Genomic DNA, 12,511 nt, shown 5'->3' with positions numbered 1-12,511 from the left:
CATCGTGCTGATGGGATCTTGATACGTCAAGCAGCTGCGCAGGCCTCACAACGGCGTGGCCTGTACGAATGGGACACTGTGCGCCGGTCCGCGTGAGGTACGCGGCGAGCGGTGCGGGAGGCAACGGATGGACGAGGCGCGGGCACGGGACGTACTGAGCGCCGCGGGTCTCGAGCGGGACGCGGCGTTGCTCGCGCTCGGCGAGAACGCGGTGTTCGGCAGCGGCGGTTCGGTGGTCAAGGTCGGCCGTGCGGCGCCCGAGCTGCTGGACCGCGCGCGGCGGGAGCTGCGGATCGCGCGGTGGCTGGAGGAGTCGGGCGTACCGGCGGTGCAGGCGGCCGAGGAGGAGCCCCGGCTCGTGGACGGGCACCCGGTGACGGTCTGGCACCGGCTGCCGGAGGCCGTGCGGCCGGCCGAGCCGCGTGACCTCGCCGCACTGCTGCGGCTCGTGCACGCCCTTGACGCGCCCGCGTTCGAACTGCCCCGGCGTGAACTCCTCGGCGGGGTCGAGCGGTGGCTGCGCCTTGCCGGTGACGCGATCGACGCCGAGGACGCGGACTATCTGCGCGAGCGCAGGGACGGCTTCGAGGCGGCGGCTTCGGCGCTCACCCCACGGCTCGCCCCCGGCCCCATCCACGGCGACGCGCTGCCGCGCAACGTCCTGGTGGGCGCGGACGGTCCGGTCCTCGTGGACCTGGAGACCTTCTCCGCCGATCTGCGGGAGCACGATCTGGTGGTGATGGCGCTCTCGCGGGATCGGTACGGTCTCGCGCCCGAGGCGTACGACGGGTTCGTCGCGGAGTACGGCTGGGACGTGCGGGAGTGGGAAGGGTGCGCGGTGCTCCGGGGAGCCCGGGAGACGGCGAGCTGTGCGTGGGTCGCCCAGCACGCGCCGACCAATCCGAAGGCCCTGGCCGAGTTCCGCCGCCGGGTCGCCTCGCTCCGGGACGGGGACGCGGCCGTGCGGTGGTATCCGTTCTGAGCCCTCACACCCCGGACGCGCTGAACTCCTCCCGGAGCGGCCACGTGCCGTCGATCACCGCGTCCGTCTCGCCCTTCTTCCGCAGGAACTGCTGGAAGTCCGCCGCCCACTGCGCGTACCAGTCGATCTGGCGGCGGTGCAGCTCCACCGGGCCGAAGGCGGCGAGCTTGGGGTGGCGGTCGGCTATGGCGGTGGCCAGGCGGGCCGCGGCCAGGGCGTCCGACGTGGCGTCGTGGGCCGATTCCAGGAGCACGCCGTACTCGGTGCAGACCGCTTCGAGGTTGCGCTTGCCCTTGCGGTAGCGCTCGACGGAGCGGTCGATCGTGTACGGGTCGATGACCGGGGCCGGTTCCATGCCGCCCAGCCGCTCGCGCAGGGACGGCAGGCCGTGCCTGCGCAGCTCGGCGGAGAGCAGGGTCAGGTCGAAGGTCGCGTTGTACGCCACGACGGGGACGCCCGACTGCCAGTACGACACGAGCACCGCCGCTATCGCGTCGGCGACCTCGGCGGCCGGTCTGCCGTCCGCCGCGGCCCGTTCGTTCGAGATGCCGTGCACCGCGACGGCCTCCGCCGGGATCTCGACCCCCGGGTCGGCGAGCCACTCCCTGCGGCCCAGCGTCTCGCCGGCCCTGACCTCGATGACCGCCGCCGTGACGATGCGCGCCTCGCGCGGGTCCGTCCCGGTCGTCTCCAGGTCGAACCCGATCAGCAGCTCCCGGTGCCAGCCCATGGCCGCCCCCTTCTCTGTGGTGCTTTCCCCCATTGACCACCACGATCCCACGCGCCACTGACAATCCGAGGCGCGCGTTCCGCTTGCCGCCCGGCGCCGCGCCCGGGCGGCCCGGGAGACGGACTCAGGAGACCGGCCGCGAGTCCGCCCAGGCCAGCTCGAACTCCTCCCGGTACGTCTCGAAGAGTCCGTTCTCGTCCGGCTCGTCCGCTTTCACCACCCGGCGGCCGCCGCGCAGCACGAGCACCGGCGCCTCCATCCCGCGCGTCCTGCGCAGATACGACTGGACGACCGCGATGCCGTCCGCGCCGTCCCCGTCGACCAGATACGCGGTGAAGCGCGGCGTCTCGTCGAAGACCTGGATCTCGAAGGCGCCCGGATCGCGGAGGCGGGCCCGCACCCGGCGCATGTGCAGGATGTTCATCTCGACGCTGCGGCTCAGCTCGCCCCGCTTCAGGCCCAGTTCACGCTCCCTGCGCTTGACCGCGCTGCTCGCCGGGTTGAGGAAGAGCAGCCGCACCCGGCAGCCGGACTCCGCCAGGCGCACGAGACGGCGCCCGGAGAAGTTCTGGACCAGGAGGTTCATGCCTATCCCGATCGCGTCGAGGCGGCGGGCCCCGCCGAAGATGTCCTCGGCCGGGAACTGCCGAAGCAGCCGTACACGGTCCGAGTGGACGCCCACCACGTCGGCGTACCGGTCGCCGACCAGGGACTCGACGGCGTCGACGGGCAGCCGGCGCGCGGAGGGCGTGTCGGAGCCCGCGCCGAGTATGTCCAGGAGCTTGGCCGAGGCGCGCTCCGCCTGGGCGAGCACGGCGGTGGACAGGGCGCGGTTGCGCGACACGACGTTGCGGGTGACCTCCAGCTCGTCCAGGGCGAGCTCGACGTCCCTGCGGTCGTCGAAGTACGGCTCGAAGCACGGCCAGTGCTGCACCATCAGCTCGCGCAGCTGGGGCAGCGTGAGGAAGCTCAGGACGTTGTCGTCGGCCGGGTCGAGCAAGTAGCCCTTGCGGCGGCTGACTTCGCGGACGGCGACGGCCCGCTGCACCCACTCCTGCCCCGCGGGTCCGGCGGCGGCGACCACCCAGTCGTCGGCGTGGACGGGTTCGTAGATGGGTCGCAGAACAGCGGCCACGACCGCGCGCAGCCGCTGCTCCACGAGATTCAGCCAGATGTAGGCCCGCCCGGCGCGCTGGGCGCGCGTGCGCACCTCGCGCCAGGCATCGGCGCCCCAGTCCAGTTCGGGTCCGATCTGAGATCCCATCTCCATCGGCCGCGCCAAGGACACCGCTCCGGGCGGGCCGTCCGCGGGACCCCCCTCGTGACCCTCGTCACCAGGGGGCAGTTCCCGCCCTCCCGAGCTCACCCAGCGCACCCCTTCCGCTCCCCCGAGCACTCCCCCGTTCAACGATCAAGGAAGGGTACTCCGGGAGCGGCGGGCGGTGCAGCCGGATGGCAAGGGTCAATTCTCAACGACCAAGCGGCGGCTGGCCGTTCTGGCCGGCGAGGTCCTGCGGAGTGAGCGGGCTCATAGCGGTGACGTCGCGCGCGGCCAGCGAGAAGCCCTGCCAGTGGACCGGCATCGGCTGCTGGTCCTCGTCACGCGCGATGTGGTGGTAGCCGATGTGCACCCAGGTGACCGGGTGCGTGAGGGACTGGCCGTCCACCCACTTGTCGACACTGTCCGGTGTGCCGTTGGGGCATCCCGGGTTGTTGCTCGCGTACTGCTCGCACTTCTTGTACTCGGTGAAGTACACGTCGTGCTTGGTGAAGGGGCGTCCGGCGTGCTTGCTGCTGGCCCCGGGCACGATCTCGTACGAACGGGGGTGGCCGTCCTTGTTCTTGCCGGCCCCGCTGACCACGCGCCACCAGCGCATGTCCTTGCGGTCACCGGCGAGCTCCTTGGTGACCTTGGTGCGGGTGGTCTTCGTGGTGGGGCTGCCCTGGCCGGTGGGCGGGGTGACCTTGGAGTCGTACTGCTCGACCTTGGCCTTCGGGGAGCCGTCCAGGCCGAAGTTGAGCCGCCAGAAGACGTTGTGGGCGTGGCTCTCGGCCTTGGCCTGGTCGCCCTTGCCGATGGGCCAGCCGCGGCTGTCGCCGCCGTCGTAGTCGAACGGCGAGAGGCTGCCGGTCGCGCCGACCTGGGAGCTGATGGTGCCGTCCGAGGAGAACCGCCACTCGGTGATGTACTCGTACCAGGAGGCCTTGTTCACCGTGTAGACGAGCAGGTCCTTGCCCTGGCCGGTGTAGACCTTGCCGTTGCCGCCGGTGCTGGCGTCGTCGTTGAGGCGGTACGCGTGCCCACGCGCGCGCGTGGTGGCGCACAGGCCCTTGACGTTGCCCCGCTGCGGGACCTTCACGGTCTTGATGGTGCCGCCGGGACACTCGCCGGGGTTCAGGTTCTGCAGGGCCATGCCGAAGTCGGTGCCGGTGACGTCGTCGTACTCGGCCTCGCCGTCGTCGTAGGGGACGTGGACCTGGGCGAGCCGGGCGCTGGTCAGGACGGGTATCGGCTTGGCCTCGCCCTTGGGCTGGTAGCTGATCTTGTCGAGGATCAGGCCGGAGAGCGTGTTGTAGTGCCAGCACATGCGCCAGGTCGTGCCGCCGTCGACGGTCTGCTCGATCTTGTAGGCGTCACTGCAGTCGGCGGCCGCCGCGGGGGCGCTCGGCGCCTTGGGTGCGGCCGATGCGGGTGAGGCGACGGTGGCGGCGCCGCCGATGAGCGCGGAGACCGCGAGGGCCATGGTGACCCTTTTGCGGGCGCGCGAAAGTCTGTTGACGTGCATTGCGGTGTGAACTCCCTCGTACGAGGAGAAGCAGAAGTGTGGTGTCGTGCGCGAGCGGCCGAAATCAGCCGAGTCGGCCCACGGAGCGGGTGCTGAGGTCGACGACGAGGGACCGGGTGTCGATCCACGGACCGTTCTTGACCTTGGTGACGACCTGGAGGCACCGGTGCTTGCCGCACTCGGTGAGGTCGGAAGGCACCTGCTCGACGGTCTCCTTGCGGAAGACCATGCCGCTCAGCTGGAGCTGGCCCGGGCCGGTCAGCGCCTTGCCCGTGGCGTGCTTGAAGTCCTGCTTCAGGCCCTTGCCCAGCGGGTCGGCGATCAGCAGCTGGGCGCCCTCGGCGAGCTCTTCCTGGCTGGGCGGCGGCTGGACGTTCTGCGTGGTGTTCGTGTTCTCCACCTTGCCGGTCGCCACGTTGACCGTCTTGGTGATGACCGCGTCCTTCTTGTAGTCGTAGTAGACGACCTCCGCGCGGCGCGGGGCATCGGCGTCCGCTTCGGTGGGTCCGGGCTCACTGAGGTTCGTCGACAGGAGCTGCGGGCCGCGGTCGCCCTCGACGTCCCTGGCGCTGGAGCGCAGGCCGGGCGTCACCGAGGCCTTTTCGGCGCGTTCGATCTCCGCATCGGTCAGCGGGTCGCTGCCTATGCCCTTCTCGCCCTCGTCGGGCGCGGCCTCGACGACGCCGTCCTTCGCGATCGCGTTCTGCTTCGCGGCCGCCGCGTTGGCCTGGCGGTCCCCCGACTCGCCCGCCCCCGGCAGTGTGACGCCCACCAGCACCGCGGTGGCGGCCACCGCTACTGCCGCGCCCGCCACCACCTTCCCCAGGTGGCGTCTGACTAGCTCTCTCACTTACTCCCCTTTTCCCCCACGAGCCCCAAGAACGGGCATACCGAGTATGTGGTCGGTCGGTTAGACGGGTTCAACTCCCGCGTGGTTGCCCCACTTTCGGGGAGACTCTGACCAAAGTGACCCCGGGCCGAGGGGGCGGTAGTGGAAGAGTCGTATGCATGCAGGTGTGGCCAGGGCAGGCGTATCCACTCGGTGCCACGTACGACGGCGCCGGCACGAACTTCGCGGTCTTCTCCGAGGCCGCCGACCGCATAGAGCTCTGTTTGTTGCACGACGACGGCTCGGAGACAGCCGTCGAGCTGCGTGAGTCCGACGCGTTCGTACTCCACGCGTACCTGCCCGGCGTGATGCCGGGCCAGCGGTACGGCTTCCGTGTGCACGGCCCGTACGAACCGGCGCAGGGGCACCGCTGCAATTCGGCGAAGCTGCTGCTCGATCCGTACGCGCGGGCGGTGAGCGGCCGGATCGACTGGGGCGAGGAGATATACGGCTACCGGTTCGGCGCCCCCGACAAGCGCAACGACATGGACTCGGCACCGCACATGATGACGTCCGTGGTGGTCAATCCGTACTTCGACTGGGGCGACGACCGGCCGCCCCGCACCCCGTACAACGAGACCGTGCTCTACGAGGCCCATGTGAAGGGCCTGACCATGCGGCATCCGGACCTTCCCGACGAATTGCGCGGTTCGTACGCGGCGCTCGCGCATCCGGCGGTCATCGATCACCTCACGCAGCTGGGCGTGACGGCTCTCGAGCTGATGCCGGTGCACCAGTTCGTGAACGACCACCGTCTGGTCGACATGGGCCTGAACAACTACTGGGGCTACAACACGATCGGCTTCTTCGCGCCCCACAACGCGTACGCCTCCTGGGGCGACCGGGGCGAACAGGTCCTGGAGTTCAAGCAGGCGGTCAAGGCGCTGCACGAGGCGAACATCGAGGTGATCCTCGACGTCGTCTACAACCACACGGCCGAGGGCAACCACCTGGGCCCGACGCTCTCCTTCAAGGGCCTGGACAATGCCTCGTACTACCGCCTGACGGACGATCCCCGCTACTACATGGACACCACGGGGACCGGCAACTCGCTCCTGATGCGGTCGCCGCACGTACTCCAAATGATCATGGACTCGCTGCGGCACTGGGTCACCGACATGCACGTGGACGGCTTCCGCTTCGATCTCGCGGCGACGCTCGCCCGGCAGTTCCACGAGGTGGACCGCCTGTCGTCGTTCTTCGACCTCGTGCAGCAGGACCCCGTGGTGAGCCAGGTGAAGCTGATCGCCGAGCCGTGGGACGTCGGCGAGGGCGGCTATCAGGTCGGCAACTTCCCGCCGCTGTGGACCGAGTGGAACGGCATGTACCGCGACACGGTGCGCGACATGTGGCGCGGCGAGCCGCGCACGCTCGCCGAGTTCGCCTCACGCCTGACCGGTTCCTCGGACCTCTACCAGGACGACGGCCGGCGCCCGCTGGCGTCGATCAACTTCACGACCTGCCACGACGGCTTCACGCTGCACGACCTGGTCTCGTACAACGACAAGCACAACGACGCCAACGGCGAGGACAACCAGGACGGCGAGAGCCACAACCGCTCCTGGAACTGCGGCGTCGAGGGCGACACGTACGACCCGGAGGTCCTGGAGCTGCGCGAGCGGCAGATGCGCAACTTCATCGCGACGCTGATGCTCTCCCAGGGCGTCCCGATGCTCAGCCACGGCGACGAGTTCGCCCGGACGCAAGGGGGCAACAACAACGCCTACTGCCAGGACAACGAGATCGCCTGGGTGCGCTGGCCCGAGGGCGAGAGCACGCAGCTGGAGTTCACGCGCGCGATGGCCTGGCTGCGGCGCGACCACCCCGTCTTCCGCAGGCGGCGGTTCTTCCACGGCCGCCCGGTCGAGGGCACGCACGACGAACTCTCGGACATCGCCTGGTTCACGCCGGAGGGCGAGGAGATGACGCAGGAGGACTGGGACGCGTCGCAGGCACGGGCGCTGACGGTGTTCCTGAACGGCAACGCGATCTCCGAGCCGGGCACGCGCGGCGAGCGGATCACGGACGACTCGTTCCTGTTGATGTTCAACGCGTCGGCGGAGCCGCTGGAGTTCGTGGTTCCGGTCAATCACGGCCGCCAGTGGCAGGTGGTCGTGGACACCGCGCGGACGGAGGGCGTGCCGCCGGACACCGGGCCGAAGGCGGGGGCGGGCGAGCGTCTGACGCTCGCCGACCGGAGCCTCACGGTCCTGCAGCGCCCGGCGTGACCGGAGGGGTGGTGTTCGCGTGGTCGTCCGCCGCGGGGCGGGCGACCAGCGCGACCAGGAAGGCGACGGCGGCGGCCGCGCTGCCGAGCGCGAACGCCGCGCCGGGGCCGTGGGACTCCGCCAGGCGTCCCGCCACGGCGAGCGTGATCGCCTGGCCGCCGACGAAGGCGCTCGCGGCGAACGTCATCCCCTCGGCGAGCCGCTGGGGCGGGCAGGAGCGCTCGGTGAGCGCGAAGCCGGTGATCAGGTTCGGGGCGAAGACGGCGCCGAAGACGGTCACCACGAGGTACAGGCCCGTCATGCTGTCGATCCACACCAGCGGCAGCGAGAGCAGCGCCGCGGCCGCCGTCGCCAGGCGCCAGCGCGCGTACAGGCCGAAGCGCTCGGGCAGCGCGGCCATGGAGAGCCCCACGACGGCGCTCATGACGCCCATGGCGGCGTAGACGAGGCCCGCCTGGCCCGGCGCGCCCAACTCCTCGGTCAGGGCCGTGATGCCCGCTCCACAGGCGCCGAGCAGGACGCCGACGAAGACGAGCCCGACGCGTACGACGACGACCGCGCGCGGGAGGCGCGGACGGCCGCCACGCGCGCGTGCCGCCCGGTCCGCTGTCCGGTTCGCTCGCACCGTACGGCCCGTGGGGTGCAGCGCGAAGCCGGAGCCGCAGACGGCGACGAGGAGCGCGGCCGCCCCGAAGGCGTACGCCGGATGGCCCGCCACGGCCGCGAGGCCGACGAAGGCGGGGCCGAGCACGAAGGACAGCTCGTCCATGGTGCTCTCCAGGGAGAGCACGGTGTTCACCAGACGGTCGTTCCCGCCCGCCCTTCGGACCAGCGGGACGGCGCGTGCGCGGGCCAGCGGGCCGATGCCCGGGATGCTCGCGCCGGCCAGCACGGCGAGGACGACCAGCGCGGGCGTGGGCAGCTGCAGGAGGGCGCCGAGCGTGTACACCGCGATCGCCACGGCGTTGAGCAGCGAGAAGCCGAGGACGACGGCGCGCTGGCCGTGCCGGTCGGCGAGGCGGCCGACGAGCGGTCCCATGGTCACCTGGCCGAGCGCGAGCGCGCAGGCGACCACGCCGCCCGTGGCGAGCGATCCGCTGGTCTCGGTGACCAGCAGGACACTGCCGAACTGGATCATGGCCACGGGGAGCCTGCCGAGGAACGAGATCACCGGAAGGAGCGCTCCGGTGTGCCCGATCACTTCGCGGTAGGTCTCCAGGAGCCCGGGGGCACCCCGGTCCTCCCGCGGCCCGTCCCGTACGACCTGTGCTTTCGCAGCCATCGTCCGAAGCTAACGACCCCGAGGCGCCCAGAAGCATGAGGCGATGGCACGAAAGCCCGCCAGGCGGGTACGTACGTTCGCATGACGCCTGAGCGCTCAGAGCCCGCGGTTCCGCCACCGCCCACCGCCACCTACCGGCTGCAGCTCCAGCCGGAGTTTCCGTTCGCTGCCGCCGAGGCGGCCGTCCCGTATCTGGCCTCGCTGGGAGTCTCGCACCTGCATCTGTCGCCGGTGCTTGAGTCCGTGCCGGGGTCCACGCACGGCTACGACGTCGTGGACCACGCGCGCGTGCGCGACGAGCTGGGCGGCGAGGAGGGGCTGCGGTCCCTCGCGCGCACCGCGCGGGCGCACGGGCTCGGCCTGGTCGTGGACATCGTGCCGAACCACATGGCGGCGGTGCCGCGCCACAACCACGCCCTCTGGGAGGTGCTGCGGGAGGGACCCGAGTCGCCCTACGCGCGGTGGTTCGACATCGACTGGGACGCGGGCGGCGGGCAGGTGCTCCTGCCGGTGCTCGGGCGCGGCGTCGGGGACGAGCTGGAGCGGCTGCGGGTCGACGGGGACGTGCTGCGCTACCACGAGCACGCGTTCCCCCTGCGCGAAGGCACCGGGGAGCTGCCGCTGCCGCGGCTCCTGGACGCCCAGTGGTACCGCCTCTCGTGGTGGCGCCTGGCCCGCACGGAGCTCAACTACCGGCGCTTCTTCACCATCTCGGACCTCATCGGGGTACGCGTCGAGGACCCCGAGGTGTTCGACGCGACCCACGCGAAGATCCTCGAACTGCTGCGGGAGGGAGTCGTGGAGGGGCTGCGCATCGACCACCCCGACGGGCTCGCGGACCCCGGGGCGTATCTCCAGCGGCTCCAGGAGGCCACCCGCGGTCGCTGGACGGTCGTCGAGAAGATCCTCGGCGACGGTGAGCAGCTGCCCGCCGCGTGGCCCGTCGCGGGCACCACCGGGTACGACGCGCTGCGCCACCTCGACGGCCTGTTCACGGACCCGGCGGGGGCGGGTGAGCTCCTGGGCCAGTACCGCAGGTTCACGGCGCCCGCGGTGGACCGGGGCGGCGACTGGGACGCGACGGTGCGGCGCGCCGCGTACAAGGTGCTCACCCATGAGCTGGCCGCCGAGACCGACCGCCTCACGCGCGAGGCGACCGCGCTCTGCGCCCCGGACCCCGCACTGCGCGACCACGCGCCGTGGGCGCTGCGCACCGCGCTCCTGGAGCTGCTCGTGCGGCTTCCCGTCTACCGGCCGTACGTCTCCGGGGGCGCCGAACCGGCTTCGGTGCTCACCGTGCGGGCCGCCGACGAGGCCAAGGCCGCCTTCGCGGTGCGCGAGGAGGCCGAGGCGGTCGACGTCGTACGGGACCTGGTGCTCGGACGGCTCGGGTCCGGGCCCGCTCTCGACGGCTTCCGCGCGCGGTTCGCGCAGACCTCGTCGGCGCTGCGCGCCAAGGCGGTCGAGGACACGGCCTTCTACCGGCACGCCCCGCTCCTGTCGGCGGCCGAGGTGGGCGGCTCGCCCGAGCGTCCCGCGGTGGCCCCGGAGTCCTTCCACGCCTACTGCGCGCGCGTGCAGCGCGACTGGCCGTACGGGGGGACGGTGCTCACCACGCACGACACGAAACGCAGCGCCGACGTGCGGGCGGGCATCGCCGTGCTCACGCAGTGCCCGGAACTGTGGGCCGACCTCCTGGTCGACGTGACCGAGCAGACCGCCCGCGTGGGCGGCGCCAGCGCGCCCGATCCCCAACTGGCGTGGGCGGCCTGGCAGACGGCGGTCGGCTTCGGCTTCCCCTACGACGAACGGCTGCAGAAGGCCCTGCTCAAGCACGTGCGCGAGGCGGGCCTGCACACGAGCTGGACCGAGCCGAACGAGGCGTACGAGAAGGCCGTGACGGCGTTCGTGGAGGCCGGTCCCTGCGGGCCGCCGCTCTACACGGTCGCGGAGTTCGCGGGCGAGCTGCGGCCCCACGTGCGGGCGAACGTCCTGGGGGCCACGCTGCTCCAGCTGACGATGCCCGGGGTGCCCGACCTCTACCAGGGCACGGAGGGCGAGTACCGGGCCCTGGTGGACCCGGACAACCGGCGGCCCGTGCGGTTCCAGGCGCATGTCCTGGAGTACCTGGAGCAGCACCGCGACCGCTGGGAGCTCTCCGAGGAGAAGCTGGCGGTGACGGCGGCCGCGCTGCGGCTGCGCAGGCGGCGCCCGGAGCTGTTCGGCGGCGCGGCGACGTACGAGCCGCTGGCGGCGCGGGGCCCCGGCGCGGCGCACTGCGTGGCCTTCACGCGCTCCGGAGAGGTGATCGCGGCGGTGACCCGGCTCTCCTTGCGGCTGGAGGAAGCGGGCGGCTGGGGCGCGACGGAACTGGCGCTTCCGGAGGGGCGGTGGGCGGATCTGCTCACCCGGGGGCGGGAGTTCACCGGGCACGCGCGCGTGGCGGAGCTTTTCGGGGAGCTGCCGGTGGTGCTTCTGGAGCGGGTCTCAGAAGGGCCCTTGGGAGGGGCGGACGAGTAGCGCTCGCGGCGCCCGCGCCATGAGTCCGCTGGGCGCGGGCCGGAAGCCGGGCGCCCAGCGCAGGCCCGGCATGGCGTCGAGCAGGGCCCGAAGGCCGCACTCGGCGGCGAGCCCCGCCAGGGTGGCCGCCAGGCAGAACCGCCGTCCCGCGCCGAACGCGAGGTGCGCCGGGTCCGGGCGGAAGATGTCGTAGCGGTCGGGGTCCGCGTAGCGGAAGGGATCGCGCCCCGCGGAGCCGACGAGGCAGGCCACGGCGGCTCCCGCGGGCAGTGTGGTGCCGCCCAGGGTGATCGGCACGGTCGCGCGGCGCAGGACGACGGGGGTGGGCGGATCGCGCCGCAGGGACTCCGCCCACGCGCCGGGTATCAGCCCCGGACGGGCGCGTACGAGGTCCAACTGGGCGGGATGGTCGAGGAGGTTGGCCAGGAAGGAGGCCAGCGCGAGGGCGGTGGCCTCGCCGCCGCCGGTGAGCAGGGTGCCCGCAAGGCCGGTGACGGCCTCGTCGGAGAGCGCCTGCCCGGCCACCCGGGCGCCGCACAGCGCGGAGAGCAGGTCCGCGCCGGGATGCGCGCGCCGCCGGGCGACATGGGGGCGCAGCAGCCCCTCCAGCTCCGGGTGGGAGCCGCCGGGAGGCACGGGCCCCGTACGGCACCACTCGTGCACCCGCGCCGCGTCCTCCCAGGGCAGCCCGAGCGCGGCGGCGGCAGCGGCCGCGGGCAGCCACCCGCTGAACTCGGCGACGAGGTCGACCTCGCGCCGCCCGCCTATGCGCCGGGCGAGGACGTGGGCGGTGCGCTCGGCGGCGGCGCGCAGCGCGGGCTCCAGGAGCCCCCGGTAGGCCGGACTCAGCCCGGTGTCCACCGAACCGAGCCGGGTGTCGCCGAGCGCGGCCCGCACATCCGCGTACCGGCTGAGCAGCCAGGCCCCCAGAAGCTCGTCGCGCACGAGGGGAAAGCCCTCGCGGAGGGTGCGGTAGAACGGATAGGGGTCACGCTCCACGCCGGGGTCCAGGAGGCTGACCGGAGGAGCGGGCCCGGCGGGCGAGGCCGTGTCGGCCCGTCCGGCCTTCGAGGACGAACTCGGCGAAGCCGGTG

General features: G+C 72.2%; 9 protein-coding genes. 3 read left to right on the top strand and 6 right to left on the bottom strand.

Annotation, left to right across the window (positions count from 1 at the left end):
- Nucleotides 1–127 precede the first annotated feature (127 nt).
- Nucleotides 128–982: a phosphotransferase enzyme family protein gene (locus tag ACZ6ZP_RS07850; protein WP_469405994.1), complete on the top strand. Its 855-nt coding sequence runs from the start codon at nucleotides 128–130 to the stop codon at nucleotides 980–982.
- Nucleotides 983–986: 4 nt separating this feature from the next.
- On the opposite strand, the gene ACZ6ZP_RS07845 is transcribed toward ACZ6ZP_RS07850, so the two are convergent.
- From ACZ6ZP_RS07845 to ACZ6ZP_RS07830, 4 genes are all read right to left on the bottom strand, one after another.
- The gene (locus ACZ6ZP_RS07845; protein ID WP_469405992.1) at nucleotides 987–1,712 is read right to left on the bottom strand and encodes an exonuclease domain-containing protein; all 726 of its coding nucleotides are present in this window, start codon (nucleotides 1,710–1,712) and stop codon (nucleotides 987–989) included.
- A 124-nt stretch (nucleotides 1,713–1,836) separates the two neighbouring features.
- A complete protein-coding gene (locus ACZ6ZP_RS07840) occupies nucleotides 1,837–3,078 on the bottom strand; it encodes an SAV2148 family HEPN domain-containing protein (RefSeq protein WP_351158518.1) in 1,242 nt (413 codons plus the stop codon).
- A 103-nt stretch (nucleotides 3,079–3,181) separates the two neighbouring features.
- Nucleotides 3,182–4,498, bottom strand: coding sequence for a copper amine oxidase (locus ACZ6ZP_RS07835; RefSeq protein ID WP_351158516.1), 1,317 nt, complete (start codon nucleotides 4,496–4,498; stop codon nucleotides 3,182–3,184).
- A gap of 64 nt (nucleotides 4,499–4,562) precedes the next feature.
- Entirely contained in the window at nucleotides 4,563–5,348 is a 786-nt protein-coding gene (locus tag ACZ6ZP_RS07830; RefSeq protein ID WP_469405989.1) for a Tat pathway signal sequence domain protein, read from the bottom strand.
- 158 nt (nucleotides 5,349–5,506) lie between these two features.
- Between ACZ6ZP_RS07830 and glgX the strand changes: the two genes are divergently transcribed.
- Nucleotides 5,507–7,615: a glycogen debranching protein GlgX gene (glgX, locus tag ACZ6ZP_RS07825; RefSeq protein ID WP_351158511.1), complete on the top strand. Its 2,109-nt coding sequence runs from the start codon at nucleotides 5,507–5,509 to the stop codon at nucleotides 7,613–7,615.
- Here the strand turns inward: glgX and ACZ6ZP_RS07820 are convergent.
- The gene (locus ACZ6ZP_RS07820) at nucleotides 7,590–8,897 is read right to left on the bottom strand and encodes an MFS transporter (protein WP_469405988.1); all 1,308 of its coding nucleotides are present in this window, start codon (nucleotides 8,895–8,897) and stop codon (nucleotides 7,590–7,592) included. The genes glgX and ACZ6ZP_RS07820 overlap by 26 nt on opposite strands.
- Nucleotides 8,898–8,978: 81 nt before the next feature.
- Here ACZ6ZP_RS07820 and treY point away from each other — a divergent pair, with 81 nt between their 5' ends.
- On the top strand, nucleotides 8,979–11,417 hold the full coding sequence (treY, locus tag ACZ6ZP_RS07815) for a malto-oligosyltrehalose synthase (RefSeq protein WP_469405986.1): 2,439 nt from the start codon (nucleotides 8,979–8,981) through the stop codon (nucleotides 11,415–11,417).
- Here the strand turns inward: treY and ACZ6ZP_RS07810 are convergent.
- The gene (locus ACZ6ZP_RS07810) at nucleotides 11,385–12,416 is read right to left on the bottom strand and encodes a cytochrome P450 (protein ID WP_366463902.1); all 1,032 of its coding nucleotides are present in this window, start codon (nucleotides 12,414–12,416) and stop codon (nucleotides 11,385–11,387) included. The two genes, treY and ACZ6ZP_RS07810, sit on opposite strands and share 33 nt — an antisense overlap.
- Nucleotides 12,417–12,511: the final 95 nt, after the last annotated feature.

The sequence above is a fragment of the Streptomyces sp. NPDC054047 genome (genome assembly GCF_055585065.1).
This window is presented reverse-complemented; position numbering and strand designations above follow the sequence as displayed.